This is a genomic window from Scandinavium sp., from assembly GCF_032012665.1.
In the GTDB taxonomy this organism is placed as follows: domain Bacteria; phylum Pseudomonadota; class Gammaproteobacteria; order Enterobacterales; family Enterobacteriaceae; genus Scandinavium.
This window is the reverse complement of record NZ_DALZVG010000021.1, coordinates 61016-85605: the sequence shown is the minus strand read 5'-3', so window position 1 is coordinate 85605 and position 24590 is coordinate 61016. Positions and strand designations below refer to the sequence as shown.

The window sequence follows — 24590 nt, the reverse complement described above, 5'->3', positions numbered from 1 at the left end:
ACCGCACGCTATGCGCGTGAAAACAATATTCCTTACCTCGGCATTTGCCTGGGTATGCAGGTTGCATTGATTGAGTTCGCTCGTCACGTAGCCGGGATGGAAAACGCCAACTCGACGGAATTTGTGCCAGACTGTAAGTACCCGGTTGTGGCCCTTATCACCGAATGGCGTGACGAAGACGGGAATGTCGAAGTGCGTACTGAGAAAAGCGATCTCGGCGGCACCATGCGTCTGGGGGCTCAGGCCTGCCAGCTCAGCGACGACAGCCTGGTTCGCAAGATGTACGGCGAAGAGACTATCACCGAGCGTCACCGTCACCGCTACGAAGTCAACAATATGCTGTTGAAACAGATTGAAGCTGCGGGCCTGCGCGTTGCGGGCCGTTCCGGGGATGATCAGTTGGTCGAGATCATCGAGGTGCCGAATCATCCGTGGTTCGTCGCCTGTCAGTTCCATCCGGAGTTTACTTCTACGCCGCGTGACGGGCATCCGCTGTTTGCAGGCTTCGTGAAAGCCGCCAGCGAATACCAGAAGCGTCAGGCGAAGTAAAAAAGTTAGAACGGCAGCGCCCCTGGTTGGGGCGCTGTTTGTCTGGAGTTTTAGTTTAACTTGTACTGAGGAAAACCTAATGTCCAAAATCGTTAAAGTCATCGGTCGTGAAATCATCGACTCCCGTGGTAACCCGACTGTTGAAGCCGAAGTACACCTGGAAGGTGGTTTCGTCGGTATGGCTGCTGCGCCGTCAGGTGCATCTACCGGTTCCCGCGAAGCGCTGGAGCTGCGTGATGGCGACAAATCCCGCTTCATGGGTAAAGGCGTACTGAAAGCAGTTGGCGCGGTAAACGGCCCAATTGCTCAGGCTATCCTTGGCAAAGATGCCAAAGATCAGGCTGGCATCGACAAGATCATGATCGATCTGGACGGTACTGAAAACAAATCTAACTTCGGCGCTAACGCAATCCTGGCTGTGTCTCTGGCAAACGCCAAAGCGGCTGCAGCTTCTAAAGGTCAGCCGCTGTTCGAACACATCGCTGAGCTGAACGGCACCCCGGGCAAATACTCCATGCCGGTTCCGATGATGAACATCATCAACGGCGGTGAGCACGCAGACAACAACGTTGATATTCAGGAATTCATGATTCAGCCAGTTGGCGCGAAATCCCTGAAAGAAGCGGTACGTATGGGTTCTGAAGTGTTCCATAACCTGGCTAAAGTTCTGAAAGCTAAAGGTATGAACACGGCTGTGGGTGACGAAGGTGGCTACGCGCCAAACCTGGGTTCCAACGCAGAAGCGCTGGCTGTTATCGCTGAAGCGGTTAAAGCAGCAGGCTACGAGCTGGGCAAAGACATCACTCTGGCGATGGACTGTGCAGCGTCTGAATTCTACAAAGACGGTAAATACGTTCTGGCCGGCGAAGGCAACAAAGCGTTCACCTCTGAAGAGTTCACTCACTTCCTGGAAGACCTGACCAAACAGTACCCAATCGTCTCCATCGAAGATGGCCTGGACGAATCTGACTGGGATGGTTTCGCATACCAGACCAAAGTACTGGGCGACAAAATCCAGCTGGTTGGTGACGATCTGTTCGTAACCAACACCAAGATCCTGAAAGAAGGCATCGAGAAAGGCATCGTTAACTCTATCCTGATCAAATTCAACCAGATCGGTTCCCTGACCGAAACTCTGGCTGCAATCAAGATGGCGAAAGACGCTGGCTACACCGCTGTCATCTCTCACCGTTCCGGTGAAACCGAAGATGCAACCATCGCTGATCTGGCGGTAGGTACTGCAGCAGGCCAGATCAAAACCGGTTCCATGAGCCGTTCTGACCGTGTTGCTAAGTACAACCAGCTGATTCGTATCGAAGAAGCGCTGGGCGAAAAAGCACCTTACAACGGTCGCAAAGAGATCAAAGGTCAGTAAGACTGACTTTGGCTCTTAATAAAAACCCGCTTCGGCGGGTTTTTTGTTTCCGCCATGAAGCAGCTCCCGCACATGACCTCAACGCTATCTTCTGCGATACTTACCGTTTACACCTTTCACAGAGACGACTATGCAGTACCCGATTAACGAAATGTTCCAGACCCTGCAAGGCGAGGGTTACTTCACCGGCGTTCCTGCCATTTTTATTCGCTTACAGGGATGCCCGGTTGGCTGTGCGTGGTGCGACACCAAACATACCTGGGAGATGCTGGAAGATCGGGAAGTCTCTTTGTTCAGCATTCTGGCGAAAACCAAAGAGAGCGACAAATGGGGCGCGGGTACGCCAGAAGATCTGCTGACCGCCATCAGTCGTCAGGGCTGGACGGCGCGCCACGTGGTTATCACCGGCGGTGAGCCGTGTATCCATGATTTAACCCCGCTGACTACCCTGCTCGAACAGAACGGCTACAGCTGCCAGATTGAAACCAGCGGTACGCACGAAGTGCGCTGCTCCCACGCGACATGGGTGACCGTATCGCCGAAGGTGAATATGCGAGGCGGATACGAAGTCCTGTCTCAGGCGCTACATCGCGCGGATGAAATCAAGCACCCGGTTGGCCGCGTGCGTGATATCGAAGCGCTGGATGAACTGCTGGAAACGTTAACTGACGAAAAACAGCGCGTGATCGCCCTGCAGCCGATCAGCCAGAAGGATGACGCCACGCGCCTGTGCATTGAAACCTGCATTGCCCGCAACTGGCGTTTGTCGATGCAGACGCACAAGTACCTGAATATTGCCTGACGAAAAAGGCCCGGCAGCGCATTGCCGGGCCCTGGAATAAGCCTCTTATTCCGTGACGTACAAACGGTATACCTCAGCAGGCACTCTTTTTGGCCTCGCTAAACTCCTTTTACCGTTGAACCCAATTTAGAGAGTGCTACGCGTAAACGTTAACTCCAGCGGGTTGAAAATATTACGGAAGAAGGTATCCACCTTTTTGATGTTGCTGATATCGACTTCCGTCAACGTATTATTCTTCAGGCGAGCGATCGTCTCCGGCGTAATTTCTTTCATGGCCGCAATACTGTCGCCATGGCGGGCGACGTTATCAGGATTTATTTCCAGCTGCTGAGCGGTCATCTGAATGCTGTCTACAGCGCTGTCAAAGAAGCTGTCCGGGAAAACGGTTTTATCTGCGGGCAGAAACGTTGTCGTCGCCATGTAATTCAGGGTGGTGCTGAATTCACGAAGCACGGCTAAGTCATCGGCAGTGGTCGAGTATTGTGCTGAATCGGCAAACGGAAATGATTCAATAGTAAACTGCTTATCGCTCTCGCTAATCGGTGTTGGGGCGTTGCCCGTAATGGCCGTTGAGCCTAACGACTCGCTCTGGGGCAGTTTGAAATAGGCCATCGCGGTTTTTTCTTCACCATTGCCTTTAGCATAGGCCGGAATGTTCAGCTGCTGCGCATAGGTATATGTCTGGCGAAAAACCGCAGCAGGCGTACCGGCAATAATAATCTTATTGCATGGCTTATTATCCCGGATCATGTCATTAAGAATATCTGCCACGTTAATGGAGTTCTGACCGCTGTTGGTGGAGAAATGATCGGTGTGGATTTTATCCGCTGAGACGCCATTATTGACCAGAATTTCTTTAAAACGGCCCGCTTCGGTTTTGTTTACGGCAATATTATGGCGGTCGGTTGTACCATGGCCACCAAATCCGCTGGTAATAAATTGCAAATGCTGTGCTGAACCGGCTAATTTGGCAACATGAGCAACATAGGTTTCATCATTATTGCCGTTTAATACTAAGAAGTTCCCCGGCTGGTCATTTTTTGTCAACCATTGCTGCTCGGTTAAATTGTCAGCGGCTTTCAGCGTAACAGCGTTACCGTTATCACCGGGCTGAATATGCAATGCCACAGGCTGTGTCAGAACATCCAGCCTTCCTTGAGCGGCAGTATTAAATGCCGGGGCCATCGGCTGCAACGCTTTGATAAGCGGAGCCTGGTCTTTTGGATGTGCCTGAAGTTCGTAACCTTCCGCAATCAGGTTTTTCATGACTTTTGCGGTCTGATTATCGGCGAGATGCTTACCGCCGTTAACGGAATGATGTAAGGTCTTGCCGGTAGCAAGAAAACGGGTTCCCGGGTGCTGAGCTCTCGCCTGCTCTTTTGGACTTTTCGCACGCTCGTTTTCACTGCTTCGCGCCATATTCTCTTTCATTCGCATAATTTTGCGAGCGGCGGGAGAGTCACTGCTTTGACTTTTCCGCGATGTGTGAGAGTTGCTGACGCCATCCATTTTGCTGGTGAATTTTTTGTCGTCAGCTGCTGTATTTTTAGAGGCTATGGGCGACTCTGTCCGGGAGAAAATTGCGTAATTATTTAAAGCGTGGGACGTTACAGGACCTGGCATAATAAACCTTTATAGTCAGTTAAATTGAATTAAAGCCTAAATAACTGACGCCAGGGATAATATCATAAAACGCTTTTTTAAGGCACGGACTGCACGATCGTTTTTTCTGGTAAATATCATATACATTGCACAAATTTGGCATCAACGCTGAGTCGCACTATCCATGTTTAACGGTTGGCTGATGCCGTCACGCCTATGAAAAGGGAGTTAATCCCAGGCAAATGGCGGAGTGTAATCCCAATTTTTGCACCGGTACTCTTTTCGGCTTATGCCAGAATCAATAAGCTCAAAAGGAGCGTCCTTATTTTCAGGTAATTGAGTTCCGGTGCGTGAACAATCCACTGACGCGAGGAGGTGGATTTTGTCTTTCAGAAAATAATTACGGTCAACCGTGATCATTCCATCCTTACAGCTTCGCTGTAATTTTTCAGGTATTACGCTAAATACGCTTGCCGGGACGCATGCACCGATCGGGGAAGAGATATTCATTTCCCTGAGAGTATAGGAATTCTGTTTCCCTAACGGGAATATCGAATTAAATACTCTTGCTAATTTTGATAGCACGCCTTTCCCTGACGTTTGATGGAGATCATTTAGACCAGGAAGCGTCCGGTGAGCGGTTACCAGTCGAAAAGAGTTTTTAACAGAGTGTAGTGTCATCATTATTATCCAAAAATGAAAAATATTGTATTCGGATGGGGGGTGGCGTATATAAAAAAACGATACTTTAGACGGATGTCTGCTGTCTAATATCTCTGTATCCATGTACTTCACGATGACGTTAAAGTACAGGCCTGAGCATCCAGTTGAACCCCGATTGTATAGCATCTTACCTGGCTACCGTCTGCACCTGAAATCTCCGTTTTTTTATATAATCTGGAACGTGATCCGTTTAGCTTGTGATGCCAGGCCCGGTAACGCGTGTTGCCCGCAAGATGCAGGTGACAGGAATGTTGATAAACAATTCTTAAGAAGATAACCGGGGAATGTAGACATTTTCTCTTTCTCACAAATCTACGCAAGGATAACCCATGAAAATCAGCGATTATAAGTCGACAGCTTATGAAGGCATCAGGTCTGCTGCTAATAAAGTCCAACAAACGACTCAGGCACAGTATTCTAAAATTTCTGAATCAATGCCAAAAGAAAAAATGGGGGCGATTCTGAAATTCGTTAAGAAAATTGCCAATACACCCGTGGAGTTGGTAAAGAAACACCCTAAGGTTACTATCGCCGTTGGCATATTTACGACTCTTGTGGGTGGCATTACCGCGAATATCCCGGCTGTAGCTATTGGCGTGACGTTATTGTCGGCAGGGGCTTTAGCACAGTCATCCAACCGTCATGCTGAAATGAAGGCCGCTTTTCATGGAGCGCAGACTGCACCAGAAGCTATGCCTGAATAGTCTTTTAAAATGCGTGTGGATACATTCTGTATAAAAACTTCCTGCGGCCTCATCGCACTCAAAAGAGTAGCGACCACATGTGCTGGCTAAAAAAGGCCTTATGGCATTCTCAGAATGCCATTTTTCTGTTCCTGGTAAATGATATATTTGAATATATAACAGATAAATATACCTCATTCTAAAATAGTTAAATAATACCCATTGGTTAAGAGAGCTGAATTATGAAGTTAACTCCCTCACTGGTCAGTAGCCAGCAACATCGTTTCGCTTTTCCTCAGGCACCAGGAGAAGCTGGAAGGGAAACAAGTCATACCATGGGGAATTGTATTTCTGTACGAAATAGTGCAAATACATCTCTTCCGAGAAGTGACTCAAAGAGCAGAAGTTCGGATGTAATAAAAGATTTTTTCAAGAGAACGATAGCGGCTCAAAGCTATCATAAAATGTTCTCTGAAGGTGCTGACTTCAAAGAGTTAGGTATCGCTCTGGCACCGCCATCAGCCAAAAAGGCATCATTACACTCGCTACAGCATCTTAACAATGTTTCTAAAAACTATTTATCTAAAATTAAGGAAAAAACTCAGAATTTAACCCCTCAGGAAAGGGTCCTGCTCAGTAAAGTCGTCGATGCAAAAATCCATTTCAGACATCAAAGTAATTCAAATTTGGCAGCGGGCGCCGGAACGTTAAACATATTGTCTTTACATAAATTGCAATCTGATGGGATCGCTACTGCAAAAAATACGTACTCAGAAGATATAAGGTGTTTAAGTAATCAGGATTTCGTTTTTTTTGGCGTTGAATTCTCTGATGATGAAGCGCAGCTCCCTCTCAATACTCGCCATTCAACCGTAGATTTTGGTGCTAATGCATATATAATTGATGAGCAGTATCCTTATGGATATCTGACATTAACCGATCATTACGATAACATAATCCAACCCGCTTTCAGGCACGAACATAAAAACTTTATCGGCCAATTCACTGATGTAAGAAATGATGTTTATCGCAAAGTACATGGGGATAAAGGCTCGAAAGATGTTCCTGTCTTTAATACTAAGGACATGAGGCAGGGTTTGGGGTTGCATCTTATTGATTTTCTCAGGAACACGAGTGATGCAGGATTCAGAAATTTTGCTCTGAATGAAAACCTTGACAGTAAAAATTTAGATAAAGTCCTGAATTTTGTATTTCAGCCAGAGTTTCATGTGCCGAGAATGGTTAGCACGAATAATTTCAAAGAAGTTAAGTTGCGCGAGATTAGTTCGGAGGATGCAGTTAAAGCTTCTAATCTTGAAGCCCTTTCGTTACATCTAAAAAATAAGGATATGGCATGTAAAGCTATGGGGTATGCTATCGAATACGCAAAACAAGATGTTGTCAGTCATCTGTTTTCAACATTCGAGTTTACTCGCCAGGACGTAGCAAAAATGTCTACTTCCTATCAGGATGTTGAATACTCATTGAGCGACTACTCCGCGGATGAAAAAATTCTCAAAGAGTTTTTGGACCGTAAGTTAGTCGAACCTAATAAATCATTCAGAAAGGTTAACGCTGGTGACACCATGTTAGATAATGCAATAAAATACGGAAAAAAAGAAATGATTGATATATTGCTTGCATATGGAGCAGTTCGTGGAAAAGGAAATTAATAACCACTGATAAAACATAAGCAATAACTTTTGCAATGTCTGGTAACTGTATTTTTTTACGGACGAGTTACCAGACTAACCTTTGACTGAAAGTTAGTCATTCATAGAAATATGAAAATGCTCATGCTTCTTAGGATGAATGGATAATGGCTGAAGAGAGACTGCACTTAGCGTAATTTTGTGCGGTTGAGGATCAGACCCTTCAGTGACATATTAAGCCACCAAAGGGCTGATTTATTTATCTGCCGTACAGATTTATATTTATTTAAATCGGCCCAGCGGAGGCGGCGGTGGTGGTAGGGGGATACCTTTTGCATCCAATTTGAGGGCGGCAACGGGTTTGTTCTCTTTTTCAGCCTCGGTAGCCTTCATTTTTGCTTTTTCTGCTGCTTCAGCTTTGAGTGCAATTGTAACTCTGGCTTCTTCTTTAGCCTCAGCGATTTCGCGCTGGGGCGCCGCACGCTCATATGCTTGCTTTAGTTCGGCAAGCTCCTTCTGCCAGGGTTTCAGCGCTTCGAGGGGCGATTTAATCTCTGAGCTGGTTTTACCCACTCGCTTTGCCAGCGCGGCGGTAAGATCCTTAATCAGATCGTCCTGGCGATGTTTCATTTCTGCTTCCCGTTTGCTGGCATTATTAACGTTCGCCTTAGCGGTTACGTTGCTGCTATCCGGCTTTTTCGCTGGCATATTTATTGGCGGCGGAGGCGGTAATGGAACGCCTTTGGCATCCAGCTTGAGCGGTGCAACCGGCCTGTTAGCTTTCTCTGCCTCAGCTGCTTTTTGTTTCGCTTTCTCTGCCTCTTCGGCGTTAAGCGCAACTCTTACCCTCTTTTCTTCTTTAGCCTCGGCTGCTTCACGTTCAGGTGCTGAACGTGCGTAAGCTTCTTTCTGTTGCGCAAGCTCCCTCTGCCAGGGCTTCAGTGCCTGAGTGTCAGATTTCATATCACCGGCCTCAACACCGCTTTTTCGGTTAGCCAGCGCGCGCTTGAGGTCAGCTAAAAAATCCTCCTGCTTACACAAACGATCGGGGCCATTTTGTATTCTTGCCAGATTGCATACTACGGGACTGACTATTTTTCCTTTATTTGTATCTGGCTGATTTATTGCTTCCTGATTTCTTATTGGTACTGCAATTTGTCTTGATAAAGAGTTTATCGTTGTCATTTTTAACTATTTCCGTTTATGAGTGTTGTTAAATAATTAAGGCCAGGAATCAACAGGCCTGAAAAGATGGACAGGTAAAACATGTTTTACCGACGGTAATATATTTTTAAAAGCAGCTTCACGTTCTGGTGTAAAATGTCCGCTGCAGTTACTCCACTGAATGAGCTGTCCTGCCCTGAAAACAAGTTCTCCAGCGAAATAGACGCCGCGTTCTGTTTCCCTGAACTTCCCTTCAACAATATATTCGCGCATACCACTCAATGAAGTATGTCCGTGAACATTTTTATAATCCGCTTTCCCGCACAGTACCCGGTCTGGCGAATCATCAGGAATAATAAAAACCCAGCCAGCTCCGTCCGGAGCCGCTCCCGGTAAACCTGATACCACATTGACCATTTGATACTGGCCATTACCTGATTTTCTTAATTCATAAACGTGGTTGGGGTTGGCTGGATCCTGATCAATACATTTGGGTTGTAAAACTTGCATCGCACCACGTATGAGCAGCATTTTGTTTAATGCAGAATGCCTGAAATTATTGCTCTCATTTTTACATGGACAATAAATGTTTTTGACATTCTCAGTAGCTAAATTTTTTAACGACTTGCTTTTATAAAGTTGGATTGGGCTGGGGTTAATTATCGATATTTTTCCAATAATTCCATTTTCTGCACTATTTTTAAATTGCCCCCCATGCTCGCGGTGATATAAATTACTGCTTGATGTTGCGCCTGCATTTCTAATGCTTAAATCTTTCATTACTCTTCTCTGCTGCAGGATAAGTTGGTTTTAAATGGACTTAACGTTCTATTGGTATTGAAAACGTTTCAACTTTATTCATTGTCAGATACCGAATAACATTACAGCATGCTGCTAGCAGGAAGTATGTAATAAAACGCTCATTATCAGGTGTTTGCATCCTGGAGTTGTCTGCAACTGGCGGTTGTCGATGCAGACGCAAAGGTACCTGAATATTGCCTGACGAAAAGCCGGGTGGTGGCTTCGCCTTACCCGGCCTATAAGGTCAATGATTGCCGCGCCAACGGTTTTTTAGGCCGGGTAAGCGCAGCGCCACCCGGCAACTAAGCTCACGCGTTCGACCAGCTCTGAATCGCGTCCACCTTGCTTAAATCTCCGTGGAACACTTCGTACGATTTTTTCAGAATCGGATCTGTGTGTTTGGTCAGATCTTTAAAGATCCCCTTATTCATTGCCTCATAGCGAGCGGCATGGGTGGCAACGGGGGTAAAGACATCTTTTACCCGCACCATATTATCGACCGCTTTCTGATACGATGGATAAAGGCCAAGACCGACTGCCGTATTGATGGCGGCGCCCAGGCTGGCGCAGCCGTTGATGGCATTGCGTCGGGCAGGCATATTGAAGACGTCGGCAAAAATCTGCATAAACAGGTCGCTGTTGGAGCCACCGCCGGTGATGATCACCTGCTTAGCCTGCTGCTGCATTTCACTCGTCATGCTGTCGTAGTTATTTTTCAGCGTCAGCGCGATGCTCTCAAGGATGGAGCGGTAAATCCATGCGTAGTCCATCGTGGCATTAAAGCCAATCATGATCCCGCGCTTGTACGGCTCCCATGGGTTGGTCAGCCAGTCGAGAACGGTCATCAGTCCGTCGCATCCTGGCGGGACGTGGCTGGCTTTTTGGTTGAGCAAATCCTCTGGCGAAATGCCTTGCGCCTGCGCATCCTGAATCAGTGATTCGCCCAGCATGTCGCGTAGCCAGCTGACGGTCCACATGCCTTTACGAATGCCGTAGCCTTCGTAGAGTAACGTTTCCGGAATGGAGGACATAATCGGCCAGTAAGCCTGCGGATCTTTTGGTAACGTCTTGCCGTTCATCATCAGGGCAATATAGGTGCCGAGCGAGATGACCGACGTTTCATCATCAAGTAAACCTGCGCCCAGGGCTTCGACCGCTTTATCGCTGGTGCTGCATACCACCGGCAGCCCCTGTGGGAAGCCCGTTGCTTTAGACGCTTCTGGTGTGATGTGGCCCAATACCGTGCCCGGCATTTGCACGTCAAAAAGCATCTCCCGCGGAATATTAAATTTCTGGAAGACCGCTTTGTCTTCGCTCCAGTTCCAGGTTTTGTAGTCCACCGGCCACTGACCGAAGTAGTTGGCGATATTGTCCTTACGCTCGCCGGTCAGGCGGTGGGAAAGATAGCCGGAGAAAGAGGTGACGTAAGCCACTTCGTCATTTGTGTGTTCATAAGGCCGCGTCACGCGAGAGTCCTGCCAGCTGATGAGCTGCGCGGCGGGCGTGCCGTCCGCTTTTAATAACGCGCGGCAGCAGCGAATGGAGCCTAAACCGATGCCGATGATGTTTTCCGGGCTTTCGCCAAACTGGCGCATCAAATCTTTTCCGGCGGCGCACAATGAGGTCCAGAGATCGTCGTCCGGGTGCTCTACCGTATCCGCATCCGGCGTGTACATGGGCTGCAGTAGCCCTTTACCTTCACAGACTACGTTACCTTTCAGGTCGTACATCACAACTTTGGTACTCTGACTTCCGCCATCAATTCCAATGATGTATTTCTCAGACATTGCCCTTCTCCTTTAAATTGCCACCGTCACTCGCCAGCGCTTTCTGCAGCCAGTGACGCTACGTTTTCCGTTTCCTGGCCGGCGGCGCGGATTTTCCTGAACAACAGGAAAGTAAAGACGATAACCATGCAGACCGCGCCCAGGCCCATCAGCCACATATTGCGGTAGGCTTCCGCTGCGGGCAGCGTGTCCTGCCAGTGGCCAACGATGGGATACACAAATACGTCAGGCAGAAAGCCGATTACCGAGCAAATCCCGACGGTGGTACCCATGATAAAGGTCGGCGTTCTGGCCTCGCCCGGGCAGGCGAAATAAAGCCCGCGTGAGGCGTAACAGGTAAAAGCGAGCAGCAGAATCAGGCCAATACCGATGGCAACAGACTGCGGGTTGCTATTGGTCACCAGCAGGGCTACCAGCGTCAGGGCACTGACGATGGAGAGAAGCTGAATCACGCGCGTCGGTGATTTCACCCGGCTGTAGGTCGTAATCAGACCGCCCAGCGGGCCGCAAAAGGCGCGGAAAATTTTGTTAATCACAATCCCCATATAGCTCGCCGCAACCAGCGACATGCCGTACATCTCGGTCAGATAGTTGGTGGAGTAGCTGAGGATGGCGTAGATGGTGTACACGCCAAAGATAATCAGGCTGCAGTACCAGGTGGTGCTGATGCGCAGTACGGAAAGTATATCGCTGAACTGGAAGCTTTTTTTCTGTACGTTGCTTTCTGCATTGTGCGGTTCCACGCCGTCGGCGACGAAGAACCAGCAGAGGATCCCCAGCAGAATGTAGACCACGCTGTAGATCAAAATCACCGTCTTCAGGCTGTTCGGGTCATCGGCCGCAAAGCGGGAAAAAGCCCACATGGTGAACACCGCCAGCGACATCACGCCCACGCCGCGCAGGCCTTCCATCCAGCCCATGATTTTGCCCTGTTCCGTGCTGTCGCCAAGCATCGAGGCTGCCTTGATGGACACCGACCACAGCATCAAAATAGTGGTAATGGCAAAAGCCACCTGAATGAGCAGCATCACCCAGAGCGGGGGATAGGTAGCCATCAGCAGGCCAAGCAGGCCGGTCACGATCATCGCAGAGGTGATCATTTTACGGTGAGAAAATTTATCGGCAATCACACCGCTGGGGGCATAAAGAATAATTGCGGTTATTCCGAAAGTACTCATTATTAACCCTATTTCGGTATTGCTGAATCCCATAAATTTTGCCATGGGGATTTGGTAAATATACCGTAAATAAGCCAGGTCAAAACTGACGCCGCCGCTAAAGCTTATAATGGCGAGGGTTATCCAACGGCGATATGATGATTTTTGCATATCGTTCTCTCGTGTTATCTGGACGGAAAACAAACAAAAAAAAGAGAAAAGTAAGCCGCCTTTGCAGGTGGATTACTTTTCTCATGGGCTCTAGTAATTGGCATAACAAATAACATGTTCAGGCTGGCTTGAGTGTGAGAATAATCACGCTTCTTATGATTACTGAATTTGAATGAGCGAAACCCAGCTCTGTGAAGCTCATCACATTCGCGACTAAGTGGCTATGCTAAAAATTATGCCCAGTTACCAGAGAATATGAGAAAGGTGACTTCCCTCTAAGCGGGGGAAGTTGCCTTTCTTTTTTTTTGCCTAAAGGATTGTGGAGCCAAATCATGTCTATCGAATCGCTTAATGCATTTTCAATGGATTTCTTCTCCCTGAAGGGAAAAACGGCCATCGTTACCGGTGGCAACAGCGGTCTGGGTCAGGCGTTTGCCATGGCGCTGGCGAAAGCCGGAGCGAATCTGTTTATCCCAAGCTTCATCAAAGACAACGGCGAAACCCGCGAGCTGATTGAGCAGCAGGGCGTACAGGTCGAATTCATGCAGGTGGACATTACCGCTGAAGGTGCGCCATGCAAGATTATCGCTGCCTGCTGTGAACGCTTTGGCACCGTTGATATCCTCGTCAATAACGCCGGGATTTGTAAGCTCAATAAGGTACTGGATTTTGGCCGCGCCGACTGGGATCCGATGATTGACGTCAACCTGACGGCGGCATTTGAACTCAGCCACGAAGCGGCAAAAATCATGATCCCGCAAAAGCACGGGAAAATTATTAATATCTGTTCTCTATTTTCGTATTTGGGTGGGCAATGGTCGCCTGCTTATTCCGCAACCAAACATGCACTCGCTGGTTTAACCAAAGCTTATTGTGATGAATTAGGTCAATACAATATTCAGGTCAACGGGATTGCACCTGGATATTACGCAACCGAAATCACAACGGCCACGCGCAGTAATCCGGAAACTAACCAGCGCGTTCTGGATCATATTCCTGCTAATCGCTGGGGAGATACGCAGGATTTAATGGGAGCGATGGTTTATCTTTCCAGCCGCGCTTCTGATTATGTCAATGGTCATTTATTAGTCGTTGATGGTGGATATTTAGTCCGCTAATTAAGGTTATTCTTAAGCGATATTGCCTGCTGAATAGGGTGGTTCCTGCCATTTTTACTTTAAATCAGAAAGGAAACGTTATGTCTTTATCCCGCGAAGCGATTGTTGAACAGGTAAAAGAAATTGTTGGTCCGGAGCGTGTTGTTACCGATGAAAACGTCCTGAAGAAAAACAGCGTTGACCGCTTCAGAAAATTTGCCGATATCCACGGCGTGTTCACGCTGCCGCTGCCGGCCGCAGTAGTCAAACTGGGCTCCACTCAGCAGGTTTCCCAGGTGCTGGCGTTTATGAATCAGCACAAGATTAACGGCGTACCGCGCACCGGGGCATCCGCAACGGAAGGCGGGCTCGAAACGGTGGTTAAAAACTCGCTGGTGCTCGACGGCTCCGGGATGAACAAAATCATCGATATTGATATCGAAAATATGCAGGCCACCGCGCAGTGCGGCGTGCCGCTGGAAATTCTGGAAAATGCCCTGCGCGCCAAAGGCTACACCACGGGCCATTCACCGCAGTCAAAACCGCTGGCGCAGATGGGCGGCCTGGTCGCAACCCGCAGTATCGGCCAGTTCTCCACGCTCTATGGCGCGATTGAAGACATGGTGGTCGGGCTTGAAGCCGTGCTGCCGGATGGCACCATCACTCGCATCAAAAACGTGCCGCGCCGCGCCGCCGGGCCGGACATCCGCCACATCATCATCGGCAACGAAGGGGCGCTGTGCTACATCACGGAAGTGACAGTGAAAATTTTCAAATATACCCCGGAAAACAACCTCTTCTACGGCTATATTCTTGACGATATGAAGGTTGGTTTCGACATCCTGCGAGAAGTGATGGTCGAGGGTTACCGTCCGTCTATCGCTCGCCTGTACGACGCCGAAGACGGCACGCAGCACTTCACCCATTTTGCCGATGGCAAATGCGTGCTCATCTTTATGGCCGAGGGCAATCCACGTATAGCGAAAGCGACTGGCGAAGGGATTGCCGAGATTGTTGCCCGCTATCCGCAGTGCACTCGCGTGGACAGCAAGCTTATCGAAAACTGGTTCAACAACCTGAACTGGGGTCCGGAGAAAGTGGCTGCTGAGCGCGTGCAGATCCTCAAAACCGGCAACATGGGCTTTACCACGGAAGTTTCAGGTGACTGGAGCAGCATTCATCAGATTTACGAGCGCGTGATCCACCGTATCCGCACCGAGTTCCCGCACGCCGACGACATCACCATGCTGGGCGGTCACTCTTCTCACAGCTACATCAACGGCACCAATATGTACTTCGTTTACGACTACAACGTGGTGGACTGCAAACCAGAAGAAGAGATCGACAAGTACCACAACCCACTGAACAAAATCATCTGCGAGGAGACGATCAACCTCGGCGGATCGATGGTTCACCACCACGGTATCGGCAAGCACCGCGTGCACTGGGCCAAAGCGGAGCACGGCACCGCCTGGGCGCTGCTGGAAGGGCTGAAGAAGCAGTTTGACCCGAACGGCATCATGAACACCGGGACTATCTATCCGATTGAAAAATAATCGCTATAACGGCTTCTCCCATGGGGAAGCCGTCTTTTTTCCTGAGGGGGAGCTATGAGCGCGTCACCTGTACGAATGGACGATCTGCCGCTAACCCGCTTTCACTGGCGCATTGCCGGCCTCACCTTTGGTGCGCATCTGACCGACGGCTATGTGCTGGGCGTCATTGGCTATGCCATCATTCCGCTCCAGTCACAAATGAATCTGACGCCGATGCTGGAAGGGCTGATCGGCGGCTCGGCGCTGTTTGGCCTGTTTCTCGGTAGCCTGATCCTCGGCTGGATCTCCGATCACATTGGTCGCCAGCGCATCTTCACCTTCAGCTTTTTGCTGATCGCCCTGGCTTCCTTCTTACAATTTTTTGTCACCTCGCCGGAGCAGCTGATCTTCCTGCGTATGCTGATTGGTTTTGGCCTCGGCGGCGACTACTCGGTAGGGCATACGCTACTGGCGGAGTTTTCGCCTAAGCGCTATCGCGGCATGCTGTTGGGGGCATTCAGCGTGGTCTGGACGCTGGGGTATGTGCTGGCGAGCGTTGCCGGGCATCACTGGATCAACAGCGAACCCGAAGCCTGGCGCTGGCTTCTGGCGTCTGCGTCGCTCCCCGCGCTGGCAATAACGCTGCTGCGCATGGGCACGCCGGAATCACCCCGCTGGCTGATGCGGCAAGGGCGTATTAATGAAGCCCACGCCGTCGTCCGCCGCTTTCTTGGCGCGAACGTACTTCCCGGCGATGAAATTTCCGGCGTGACGACCCGCCACATCAGCACGCTCTTTTCCGCCCGCTACTGGCGGCGAACGGCGTTTAACAGCCTGTTCTTTATCTGTCTGGTGGTGCCGTGGTTCGTCATTTACACCTGGCTGCCAACCATCGCCCAGACCATCGGGCTGGAAGATGCGCTGACCGCCAGCCTGATCCTTAACTGCCTGCTGATCGTCGGTGCGCTGCTCGGCCTGGTGCTGACCTGGTCGCTTTCACGGCGTCAGTTCCTGATCGGCAGTTTTCTGTTTCTGGCGCTGACGCTCACGGCGCTGGCGTTTACTCCGGCCAGCAACAGCACGCTGATCCTGCTGCTGTTTGTTCTGTTCAGCACCGCGATTTCGGCGGCAAGCAATCTGGTCGGCATCCTGCCCGCTGAGAGTTTCCCGACGGATATTCGTTCGCTGGGCGTGGGCTTTGCCACGGCGATGAGCCGTCTGGGGGCAGCTATTGCCACTGGCTGTTTGCCGATGGCGCTGCTCTCCTGGGGAATGCGCAATACCTTGCTGATTCTGGTGGTGGTACTGCTGGTCGGGCTGGTGGTGTCGGTGCTTTGGGCACCGGAAACCCGAAATTTATCGCTGGTGGAGGCAGCCGGGCTTCCACCGAAGCCGCAGGGAAAGGTCGATGAACATACTGTTGGCGTTTAAGGCCGAACCGGATCTGTCGATGCTCGCGGAAAGCGACTGGCAGGCTGCCGCGTGCAGCGGAACCGGCCCCGATCGCAGGCTGATGCGAATACTGATGGGGAACGACGAGCAGGGGGCGGCGGAGCTGATGCTACAGGCGCGTGAGGTCAATCCGGCCCTCGTGCTGAGTGCCGTGACGCTCGGTGATGAACGGGCACTTCCTGCTCTGCGCAACATGGCGGCGCTGGGCTTTGCACGCCAGACGCTATTACTTTCTCGCGAAGATACTCGCTTCTCGCCGGTTTATATTGCCCGGCAGCTGGCGGCGCAGGTCAGAGCACAGAATGCCGGGCTCGTGCTGCTCGGGTGCCAGAGCAGCGAAGGGCAGAACGGGCAGACCGCCTGGCTGCTGACGGAAATGCTCGGCTGGCCTTGTTTATCTTCGGTTTGCGGGCTTGGCGTCGACGGGGAAGGATTTATCGTTGAATGTGAGGACCTGCGCCAGCGTAGCCGCTGGTGCGTGCAGCAGCCTGCGGTGTTAAGAGTGCAAAACCGCGGCCAGCTGGCGCTGCGGGTGCCGGGCATGCGCGCAAGGCTTGCGGCGGCGAAAGTCGACATAGAGCAGATCGTCTGTGAACCTTCTGATGCCGCTGAAATAACCTGCCTGTCTCTGGAACGACAGATGACCCGACGTAGCGGCATCATTATTGATGGCCCTGCGCACCAGGCGGCAAAGCGGCTGTGGGATGACTATCTGGCTGAAAGGATAACGCTGTGAAAATTGCAGTTGTGGCGCTACAGCCTGAAGACGAAGAGCAGCTGGCTGACTTTCTGGCGCAAAATGCGCTGTCGCCGCAGCTGTGCTGGCGAACGCAGAACGCTTCGGTGGAAACGCTGCTGGCGACGCTGGAGGCTGAATGTCTCCCGGTCTCACCCGATCTGATCCTGTTTCCTTCTTCACCTGAAGGGAATGAGCTGGCAACCCGCCTGGCGTGGCGGCTACAGGGCAGTGCGATTTGCCTGGCGCTGGGCGTTAACAGCGAAGCCCGAACGGTGACGAAAGCCGTTTACGGTAATGCACTGACGGCCACGTTGAAGCCTGAGCGTTATCCCCTTTGCTTATCCATAGCGGCAGCGTTTCCGCGTCAGCAGGCCATTTTCCCTGCGAATACATCCGTCAAAGTGCTGGCCCCGATACCTGTTTCCGGAGAGCTGCCGCCGCCGGAGATCCTCAGCAAATCTGAGCATCCCCTGCAGTCGGCTCGTGTTGTGCTGGCAGCCGGGCAGGGGGCGATGGATCGGACCGTTGCCAGTCTGGCGGAAAAGCTTAAAGCGGAGATCGGCTTTACCCGTCAGCGTGTGATGGCGGGTCACTGTGACGAGCAGCGCATGCTTGGGATTTCCGGACAGAGCATTGCGCCGGAGGTTTGCCTGATCGCCGGCGCATCCGGAGCCTCAGCCTTTATGGCGGGCGTGGCGCAGAGCCAATTTATTGTCGCGGTCAATCACGATCCCGAAGCCCCCGTTTTTACTGCGGCGGATGTCGGGATCATCGGGGAGGCAGAACAAGTGCTGGAAGCGCTGGTGGCCTGCGTCAGTTCAGAGATTTAGCCAGCTTCCAGACGTCGGTATTGGTTGTAGAGAGCGCCAGTACGCCCGCTTCAATTGCATTGCGGGCATCTTCTTCATCGCACACCAGGCCACCGGCAATCAGCGGCTGGCGCACCTTTTCCGTTACCCAGCTCAGCACCTTCGGCATACAGCCGGGCAGGATTTCAATGCAGTCCGCGTTCGATTGCGCCACCTGTTTGTCGATGTTGTGAAATGAAATCGAGTCGACGATAAACAGGCGGTGAATGCAGAAAAAGCCCTCTGCACGCGCGGCTTTCAGCATATTGGGCTTGGTGCTGATAATGCCGTCGGCCTGGGTCACCAGCTTGAGAAACTGAATCACCACTTCCTTATTTGACGCGCCCTCCAGTAAATCGACGTGGATAAAGGCGATTTTCCCGGCCTGCTTAATCTTCTGGACGATCCCGGTGATGGTGCAAATGTTGCCGTAGAGCACGGAAATACACTGGCATTCGGAAGCGATGGCCAGCTGCAGGCTGGCGTTGTCTTTTACCGCGGCGATAACCGGGTTCTGTCTTAGCAGGTGAAGTAGCGACACTCGAAATCCTTAGATGTTTTAGCCAAAACGCAGGGTCAACCCACAGCCAGACGGGGGGTAGCGCCACTCAGTAAGGGCAGCGTCATCGGCCACCAGCCGACAGCAGCCGCACTCCAGGCAACCCTGAAAGTGCACGTCTACCTTGCCAGCCGCGTCGCGCTGAAACAACCCGGCCGGACAAATCTTTTCCAGCAGGGCAATCTGCTCTTCGCTGAGGGATGGCTGAAGCGCAATGTGTGCCTCACCGGCGGGATGATAGCAGTTGCGCGTAAGGCTTTCGTTTACAGACATCGCAGGCTCCTCAGAAGATCGCGACTTAATCGGGTGAATCCGAAGCGACGCGCGTGGCGGAACAAAATTTGCCACAGTGGCGGGTTGGCGCGGGCATCGACGCGAGTCAGATCCCGCATGACGGCCTGGCTGAATTCCGGCCAGTGGCGATACCAGCTTTCGCTCTGTAACAAATCAGGGACATTACGATAGCGCTGAAGCTGCTGCCAGAGTGCGCTGCGTTGCAGCTCGCTGTCATACAAGGTTTGCAGCGGCTTATCCGGCCGCTGAAAATGCGCCGCCAGCGTTCGGGCTGCGGCCTGCGCGCTAAGGATGGCGGTGTCCATTCCCCTGACCGTGACGCCGGTGTTGATGCAGGTGCGCAGCGTATCGCCGACCAGCAGCCAGCCTTCCCCTGCACGCTGCAACGGTACGCTGTTCATGCCGCCTTCAGGCACCAGATGTGCACTATATTCCAGCGTTTCGGCATCGCGAATCAGCGGGCGTAGAGTCGGGTGATGCTTGAGTTTTGCCAGCAGCGAAGAGGCTGAACCGGGCCCGTGGCGCAGCGAGGCCAGTGGGGCAACAATGCCGAGCGACAGTGACTGCTGGTTGGTATACAGAAACGCACCCGCAGGCTTACTGCCGCAAATCTGCCCGCTGAACAGCCACGCAGCACCTTCGTTGTTTTCGATATGAAATCGCTCCTGAATCCGCGTGTCGTCGAGGGCGAGCGTTTCTTTGATACCGAGCGCCATGGTCTCAGGAGAAGGGCGAGGAGCGAGATTCGCCTGTTCGGCAAGCAGGCTGTTTGCGCCTTCCGCCAGCACAACGACTTTTGCCCGCAGCGTTTCGCCTTCACAGATAATGCCCGCGATGCGGCCATGCTCCCGCAGCAGCCTTTCAACCGTCACATTACAAAGAAGCTGGGCACCTTCCGCTTCCGCCTGGGCTGCAAGCCACGGGTCGAAGCGGGCGCGCAATACGCTCCATGAGTCACTCGCCGGATGCTGTGCGCAAAGCGTGGTTCCGCCATCTGCAGTCAACAGGGAGAAATGTTCACGGGTGATGTGGCGCTCGAGCGGCGCGGTCTTCTGGAAATCAGGGAGAATGTCGGCGAGGGCGTAGCCATAAAGCCTGCCGCCGGAGAGGTTTTTGCTGCCGGGCTGTTCGCCGCGTTCGATAAGCAGAACCGACAGCCCGGCGCGGGCGCTGAGCAGGGCGCAGGTTGAGCCTGCTATCCCTGCGCCAATAATAATAAGATCAAAATCGTCCGCCACTCTGCGCTCCTTTTCCTGAGAACGCATAACCCTAACATAGCGGAATTAAAGGGAATTTGACCGCTGCCGCAAAGGCAGAAATCACTCGCCGCGGTAGACGCAGCCGGCGGTGCAGGTTTCTTTGATGGTGACTGCGCTCAGAAGTGGAACAAGCGGTTTCATCTGGTCCCAAATCCATTTCGCCAGCACTTCGCTGGTTGGGTTTTCAAGCCCGGGGATCTCGTTCAGATAGTAGTGATCGAGCCTGTCATAAGTCGGTTTGAAGGCGGCTTTCAGCTCGGCGAAATCCATGATCCAGCCCGTGTGCGGATCCACCTCACCCGTAATTTCCAGACGTACCATAAAGGAGTGGCCGTGCAGGCGACCGCACTTGTGACCGGCGGGTACGTGTGGCAAATGGTGTGCCGCTTCGAACATAAAATCTTTAAACAGGGTGGTGGACATCGTGAACTCTCAAAAATGCGGAAAAAACCGGCGAATCTTACCGCAACGCGCCTTTTTTCGCATTAACTAAAACCGGCGTTAAAAGACTGACGGTAACTATACGGTCTTTTTTAAGTGAAAATTACTATATTTCAATGTGTTAATTAACCTGTTTTGCCGATAAGAACGATGACTAAAACAGGTTAGTCCATTTGGTTATTTATTATTTCCATCCCTTCTTTAATTGTTATTATCCAGGTCTTTATCCTTACCCTTACTTCTGTTTTTACGCTAAAAACAGCTTTGCTACTGGAACATAACGACGCATGACGACACAGGCCCCACCTTCCGCTTTGCTTCCGCTGAACCCGGAGCAGCTGGCACGCCTGCAGGCGGCCACCACCGATCTTTCACCGACCCAGCTTGCCTGGGTTTCTGGCTATTTTTGGGGCATGCTCAACCAGCAGCCGGGCAGCGTGGTTGCCGCAACGCCTGTTACTACTGAAGCACCGGCCATCACCCTGATTTCCGCCTCGCAAACCGGCAACGCGCGGCGCGTAGCGGAACAGCTGCGCGACGATCTGCTGGCGGCGCAGCTGAACGTCAAGCTGGTGAACGCGGGTGACTATAAATTCAAACAAATTGCCCAGGAAAAACTGCTGGTGGTGGTGACCTCCACCCAGGGGGAAGGCGAACCGCCGGAAGAGGCCGTGGCGCTGCACAAATTCCTGTTCTCGAAAAAAGCGCCGAAGCTGAACGGCACGGCGTTTGCCGTGTTTGGCCTCGGTGACACCTCCTACGAATTCTTCTGCCAGTCAGGCAAAGATTTTGACAGCAAGCTGGCCGAGCTTGGCGCAGAACGCCTGCTGGATCGCGTTGATACCGACGTGGAGTTCCAGCCTGCGGCGACCGAGTGGCGGGCGCGTATCGTCGACGTGCTGAAAGCGCGTGCGCCGAAAGAAACTCCTGCGCAAGCCGCACTGAACGCGGCCGGGGCGGTGAACGAGGTGCATTCCAGCCCGTACACCAAAGAAGCCCCGCTGACCGCGACGCTCGCGGTAAACCAGAAAATCACCGGTCGCGATTCAGAAAAAGATGTGCGCCACATCGAAATCGATCTGGCGGACTCCGGGCTGCGTTATCAGCCGGGCGACGCACTTGGCGTGTGGTATCAGAACGATCCGGCGCTGGTGAAAGAGCTGGTTGAACTGCTGTGGCTGAAAGGTGATGAAACGGTCACCGTGAATGGCCAGGCGCAGCCGCTGAGCGAAGCGCTACAGTGGCATTTCGAACTGACCGTGAACACCGCCAACATCGTGGAGAACTACGCCACGCTAACCCGAAGTGAATCACTGCTGCCTCTGGTGGGCAACAAAGCGCAGCTTCAGCACTACGCCGCAACCACGCCGATTGTTGATATGGTGCGTTTCTCCCCGGCGCAGCTGGATGCCGAAGCGTTGATTGGCCTGCTGCGTCCGCTGACGCCGCGCCTCTATTCCATTGCCTCTTCTCAGGCAGAAGTGGAAACCGAAGTGCACGTGACCGTTGGCGTGGTGCGTTACGACATCGAAGGCCGTGCCCGCGCGGGCGGTGCCTCCAGCTTCCTCGCCGATCGCCTGGAAGAAGATGGCGAAGTGCGCGTCTTCATCGAGCATAACGACAACTTCCGTCTGCCCGCTAACCCGGAAACGCCGATCATCATGATTGGTCCTGGCACCGGCATCGCGCCGTTCCGTTCCTTTATGCAGCAGCGTGCAGCCGACGGCGCGGAAGGGAAAAACTGGCTGTTCTTCGGTAACCCGCACTTCACCGACGATTTCCTCTATCAGGTGGAGTGGCAGCGCTATGTAAAAGAAGGCGTCCTGACAAAAATCGATCTGGCCTGGTCCAGAGATCAAAAAGAAAAAGTCTACGTACAGGACAAACTGCGCCAGCAGGGCGCGGAGCTGTGGCGCTGGATCAATGACGGTGCCCATATTTATGTCTGTGGCGACGCCAATCGCATGGCGAAGGACGTTGAGCAGGCTTTGCTGGAAGTGATTGCTGAATTCGGCGCGATGGACGCTGAAGCGGCAGACGACTATTTAAGTGAGCTGCGCGTAGAGCGCCGCTATCAGCGAGATGTCTACTAATGAGCGAAAAACACCCGGGCCCTTTAGTGGTCGAAGGCAAACTGTCGGACGCCGAGCGTCTGAAAAAAGAGAGCAATTACCTGCGCGGCACCATTGCTGAGGATCTGCATGATGGCCTGACGGGCGGCTTCAACGGCGATAACTTCCTGCTGATCCGCTTCCACGGCATGTATCAGCAGGACGATCGCGATATCCGCGCCGAACGTGCCGAACAGAAGCTGGAGCCGCGTCATGCGATGATGCTGCGCTGTCGCCTGCCGGGCGGGATCATCACCACCAAGCAGTGGCAGTCGATCGACAAGTTTGCTGAAAACAACACCCTTTACGGCAGCATCCGTCTGACCAACCGCCAGACGTTCCAGTTTCACGGCATCCTGAAAAAGAACGTGAAACCGGCACACCAGATGCTGCATGAAGTGGGGCTGGATGCGCTGGCAACGGCGAATGACGTGAACCGTAATGTGCTTTGTACATCGAACCCGATTGAGTCTGAACTGCACGCCGAAGCCTACGAGTGGGCGAAAAAACTCTCTGAGCATCTGCTGCCACGTACGCGAGCGTACGCGGAGATCTGGCACGATCAGGAAAAGGTTGCCACTACGGACGAAGAACCGATCCTGGGCGAAACCTATCTGCCGCGTAAGTTCAAAACGACGGTAGTGATCCCGCCGCAAAACGACGTGGATCTGCACGCCAACGATATGAACTTCGTGGCGGTCGCAGAGAAAGGCAAGCTGATTGGCTTCAACCTGCTGGTGGGCGGCGGGCTGTCTATTGAACACGGCAACAAGAAAACCTACGCCCGCACCGCGAGCGAGTTTGGTTTCCTGCCGCTGGAGCATACGCTGGCCGTGGCCGAAGCGGTCGTTACCACTCAGCGCGACTGGGGCAACCGTACCGACCGTAAAAACGCCAAAACCAAATACACGCTGGAGCGCGTCGGCGTGGACGTGTTTAAAGCTGAGGTTGAACGGCGTGCGGGCATGACGTTCGCGCCAATTCGCCCGTATGAATTTACCGGCCGCGGCGATCGCATCGGCTGGGTGAAAGGCATCGACAATAAATGGCATCTGACGCTGTTTATTGAAAACGGTCGTATTCTGGATTATCCGGATCGACCGCTGAAAACGGGCCTGCTGGAGATCGCGAAGATCCACAAAGGCGATTTCCGCCTGACTGCCAACCAGAACCTGATCGTTGCGGGCGTGCCGGAGAGCCAGAAGGCGAAGATTGAAAAGCTCGCCCAGGATCACGGCCTGATGAACGCCGTGAAGCCGCAGCGCGAAAACTCCATGGCCTGCGTCTCCTTCCCGACCTGTCCGCTGGCGATGGCGGAAGCCGAGCGCTTCCTGCCGTCATTCGTCGACAAAGTGGAAGCGGTGATGGCGCGCCATGGCGTGGGTGAGGAGCATATCGTTCTGCGCGTGACGGGCTGCCCAAACGGCTGCGGCCGTGCGCTGCTGGCGGAGCTGGGGCTGGTGGGCAAAGCGCCTGGGCGCTATAACCTGCACGTTGGTGGCAACCGAATGGGTACGCGTATTCCACGCATGTACCGCGAGAACATTACTGAATCAGAAATTCTCGACTCCGTGGACGAGCTGGTAGGCCGCTGGGCGAAGGAGCGCGACGCCAACGAAGGCTTCGGCGACTTTACCGTGCGCGCGGGGATTGTCCGTCCGGTGCTCGATCCGGCCCGGGATTTCTGGGAATAACGTTTTAACGCCCGGTGGCGCTACGCTTACCGGGCCTACGTTTTTGTAGGTCGGGCAAACGCAGTGCCGCCCGACAAAACAGGCAAACGAGGTCT

20 protein-coding genes and 1 pseudogene are annotated in these 24590 nt (G+C 52.4%); 12 read left to right on the top strand and 9 right to left on the bottom strand.

Annotated features, from left to right (window positions below):
- The 3 genes from RTU33_RS16260 to queE all read left to right on the top strand — a co-directional run.
- On the top strand, positions 1-549 hold a 549-nt coding region (locus RTU33_RS16260; RefSeq protein ID WP_312628732.1), incomplete at its 5' end, for a glutamine amidotransferase-related protein.
- A gap of 79 nt (positions 550-628) precedes the next feature.
- Positions 629-1924, top strand: coding sequence for a phosphopyruvate hydratase (gene eno / locus RTU33_RS16255; RefSeq protein ID WP_312628731.1), 1296 nt, complete (start codon positions 629-631; stop codon positions 1922-1924).
- A gap of 130 nt (positions 1925-2054) precedes the next feature.
- Positions 2055-2726 carry a 7-carboxy-7-deazaguanine synthase QueE gene (gene queE, locus RTU33_RS16250; RefSeq protein ID WP_312628730.1) on the top strand — a complete coding sequence of 224 codons (672 nt, stop codon included), beginning with the start codon at positions 2055-2057 and terminating at the stop codon, positions 2724-2726.
- 126 nt (positions 2727-2852) lie between these two features.
- Here the strand turns inward: queE and RTU33_RS16245 are convergent, their stop codons facing one another.
- Entirely contained in the window at positions 2853-4145 is a 1293-nt protein-coding gene (locus RTU33_RS16245; protein WP_312628728.1) for an ElyC/SanA/YdcF family protein, read from the bottom strand.
- A 1235-nt stretch (positions 4146-5380) separates the two neighbouring features.
- Between RTU33_RS16245 and RTU33_RS16240 the strand changes: the two genes are divergently transcribed.
- Positions 5381-5755 (top strand): hypothetical protein, encoded by a 375-nt coding sequence (locus RTU33_RS16240; RefSeq protein WP_312628727.1) that lies wholly within the window; start codon positions 5381-5383, stop codon positions 5753-5755.
- A gap of 221 nt (positions 5756-5976) precedes the next feature.
- Positions 5977-7407 (top strand): T3SS effector OspC family protein, encoded by a 1431-nt coding sequence (locus tag RTU33_RS16235; protein WP_312628726.1) that lies wholly within the window; start codon positions 5977-5979, stop codon positions 7405-7407.
- Positions 7408-7668: 261 nt separating this feature from the next.
- Here the strand turns inward: RTU33_RS16235 and RTU33_RS16230 are convergent, their stop codons facing one another.
- The 4 genes from RTU33_RS16230 to RTU33_RS16215 all read right to left on the bottom strand — a co-directional run bounded on the left by RTU33_RS16230 (position 7669) and on the right by RTU33_RS16215 (position 12466).
- Positions 7669-8571, bottom strand: coding sequence for a hypothetical protein (locus RTU33_RS16230; RefSeq protein ID WP_312628725.1), 903 nt, complete (start codon positions 8569-8571; stop codon positions 7669-7671).
- A 36-nt stretch (positions 8572-8607) separates the two neighbouring features.
- The gene (locus RTU33_RS16225) at positions 8608-9330 is read right to left on the bottom strand and encodes a hypothetical protein (protein WP_312628724.1); all 723 of its coding nucleotides are present in this window, start codon (positions 9328-9330) and stop codon (positions 8608-8610) included.
- Between the two features lie 329 nt (positions 9331-9659).
- Positions 9660-11138 carry an FGGY-family carbohydrate kinase gene (locus RTU33_RS16220; RefSeq protein WP_312628723.1) on the bottom strand — a complete coding sequence of 493 codons (1479 nt, stop codon included), beginning with the start codon at positions 11136-11138 and terminating at the stop codon, positions 9660-9662.
- A 26-nt stretch (positions 11139-11164) separates the two neighbouring features.
- Entirely contained in the window at positions 11165-12466 is a 1302-nt protein-coding gene (locus tag RTU33_RS16215) for an MFS transporter (protein WP_312628722.1), read from the bottom strand.
- 332 nt (positions 12467-12798) lie between these two features.
- On the opposite strand from RTU33_RS16215, the gene RTU33_RS16210 reads away from it, so the two are divergent.
- From RTU33_RS16210 to RTU33_RS16190, 5 genes and pseudogenes are all read left to right on the top strand, one after another.
- On the top strand, positions 12799-13584 hold the full coding sequence (locus RTU33_RS16210; RefSeq protein ID WP_312628721.1) for an SDR family oxidoreductase: 786 nt from the start codon (positions 12799-12801) through the stop codon (positions 13582-13584).
- Positions 13585-13664: 80 nt separating this feature from the next.
- Positions 13665-15119, top strand: a complete 1455-nt coding sequence (locus tag RTU33_RS16205; protein WP_312628720.1) for an FAD-binding oxidoreductase — start codon at positions 13665-13667, stop codon at positions 15117-15119.
- Positions 15120-15164: 45 nt separating this feature from the next.
- Positions 15165-16529, top strand: a pseudogene (locus tag RTU33_RS16200) (MFS transporter); the annotation flags it as partial.
- Complete coding sequence (locus RTU33_RS16195) at positions 16507-17286, top strand: electron transfer flavoprotein subunit beta/FixA family protein (protein WP_312628718.1); 780 nt, start codon at positions 16507-16509, stop codon at positions 17284-17286. The pseudogene RTU33_RS16200 and the gene RTU33_RS16195, both read left to right, overlap by 23 nt.
- Complete coding sequence (locus tag RTU33_RS16190) at positions 17283-18119, top strand: electron transfer flavoprotein subunit alpha/FixB family protein (protein ID WP_312628717.1); 837 nt, start codon at positions 17283-17285, stop codon at positions 18117-18119. The genes RTU33_RS16195 and RTU33_RS16190 overlap by 4 nt, the downstream gene beginning before the upstream one ends.
- On the opposite strand, the gene RTU33_RS16185 is transcribed toward RTU33_RS16190, so the two are convergent.
- The 4 genes from RTU33_RS16185 to queD all read right to left on the bottom strand — a co-directional run bounded on the left by RTU33_RS16185 (position 18103) and on the right by queD (position 20672).
- On the bottom strand, positions 18103-18678 hold the full coding sequence (locus RTU33_RS16185) for a glycerol-3-phosphate responsive antiterminator (protein WP_312628716.1): 576 nt from the start codon (positions 18676-18678) through the stop codon (positions 18103-18105). The genes RTU33_RS16190 and RTU33_RS16185 overlap by 17 nt on opposite strands.
- 18 nt (positions 18679-18696) lie before the next feature.
- Positions 18697-18969, bottom strand: a complete 273-nt coding sequence (locus tag RTU33_RS16180; protein WP_312628715.1) for a ferredoxin family protein — start codon at positions 18967-18969, stop codon at positions 18697-18699.
- Positions 18960-20228 (bottom strand): FAD-dependent oxidoreductase, encoded by a 1269-nt coding sequence (locus tag RTU33_RS16175; protein WP_312628714.1) that lies wholly within the window; start codon positions 20226-20228, stop codon positions 18960-18962. The genes RTU33_RS16180 and RTU33_RS16175 overlap by 10 nt, the downstream gene beginning before the upstream one ends.
- A gap of 81 nt (positions 20229-20309) precedes the next feature.
- Positions 20310-20672 (bottom strand): 6-carboxytetrahydropterin synthase QueD, encoded by a 363-nt coding sequence (queD, locus tag RTU33_RS16170; RefSeq protein ID WP_312628713.1) that lies wholly within the window; start codon positions 20670-20672, stop codon positions 20310-20312.
- Between the two features lie 305 nt (positions 20673-20977).
- Here queD and cysJ point away from each other — a divergent pair, with 305 nt between their 5' ends.
- Positions 20978-22783: an NADPH-dependent assimilatory sulfite reductase flavoprotein subunit gene (gene cysJ, locus RTU33_RS16165; protein WP_312628711.1), complete on the top strand. Its 1806-nt coding sequence runs from the start codon at positions 20978-20980 to the stop codon at positions 22781-22783.
- A complete protein-coding gene (cysI, locus tag RTU33_RS16160) occupies positions 22783-24495 on the top strand; it encodes an assimilatory sulfite reductase (NADPH) hemoprotein subunit (protein ID WP_312628710.1) in 1713 nt (570 codons plus the stop codon). The genes cysJ and cysI overlap by 1 nt, the downstream gene beginning before the upstream one ends.
- The last annotated feature ends 95 nt before the right edge of the window (positions 24496-24590 follow it).

What these genes read in the sequence shown, in the direction of transcription:
- cysI (WP_312628710.1), top strand. Translation starts at nt 22,783, where the DNA reads ATGAGCGAAAAACACCCGGGCCCTTTAGTGGTCGAAGGCAAACTGTCG.
- RTU33_RS16195 (WP_312628718.1), top strand. Translation starts at nt 16,507, where the DNA reads ATGAACATACTGTTGGCGTTTAAGGCCGAACCGGATCTGTCGATGCTC.
- eno (WP_312628731.1), top strand. Translation starts at nt 629, where the DNA reads ATGTCCAAAATCGTTAAAGTCATCGGTCGTGAAATCATCGACTCCCGT.
- RTU33_RS16180 (WP_312628715.1), bottom strand. Translation starts at nt 18,969, where the DNA reads ATGTCTGTAAACGAAAGCCTTACGCGCAACTGCTATCATCCCGCCGGT.
- RTU33_RS16215 (WP_312628722.1), bottom strand. Translation starts at nt 12,466, where the DNA reads ATGCAAAAATCATCATATCGCCGTTGGATAACCCTCGCCATTATAAGC.
- RTU33_RS16205 (WP_312628720.1), top strand. Translation starts at nt 13,665, where the DNA reads ATGTCTTTATCCCGCGAAGCGATTGTTGAACAGGTAAAAGAAATTGTT.
- queD (WP_312628713.1), bottom strand. Translation starts at nt 20,672, where the DNA reads ATGTCCACCACCCTGTTTAAAGATTTTATGTTCGAAGCGGCACACCAT.
- RTU33_RS16245 (WP_312628728.1), bottom strand. Translation starts at nt 4,145, where the DNA reads ATGGCGCGAAGCAGTGAAAACGAGCGTGCGAAAAGTCCAAAAGAGCAG.
- cysJ (WP_312628711.1), top strand. Translation starts at nt 20,978, where the DNA reads ATGACGACACAGGCCCCACCTTCCGCTTTGCTTCCGCTGAACCCGGAG.
- RTU33_RS16230 (WP_312628725.1), bottom strand. Translation starts at nt 8,571, where the DNA reads ATGACAACGATAAACTCTTTATCAAGACAAATTGCAGTACCAATAAGA.
- RTU33_RS16235 (WP_312628726.1), top strand. Translation starts at nt 5,977, where the DNA reads ATGAAGTTAACTCCCTCACTGGTCAGTAGCCAGCAACATCGTTTCGCT.
- RTU33_RS16225 (WP_312628724.1), bottom strand. Translation starts at nt 9,330, where the DNA reads ATGAAAGATTTAAGCATTAGAAATGCAGGCGCAACATCAAGCAGTAAT.
- RTU33_RS16220 (WP_312628723.1), bottom strand. Translation starts at nt 11,138, where the DNA reads ATGTCTGAGAAATACATCATTGGAATTGATGGCGGAAGTCAGAGTACC.
- RTU33_RS16210 (WP_312628721.1), top strand. Translation starts at nt 12,799, where the DNA reads ATGTCTATCGAATCGCTTAATGCATTTTCAATGGATTTCTTCTCCCTG.
- RTU33_RS16240 (WP_312628727.1), top strand. Translation starts at nt 5,381, where the DNA reads ATGAAAATCAGCGATTATAAGTCGACAGCTTATGAAGGCATCAGGTCT.
- queE (WP_312628730.1), top strand. Translation starts at nt 2,055, where the DNA reads ATGCAGTACCCGATTAACGAAATGTTCCAGACCCTGCAAGGCGAGGGT.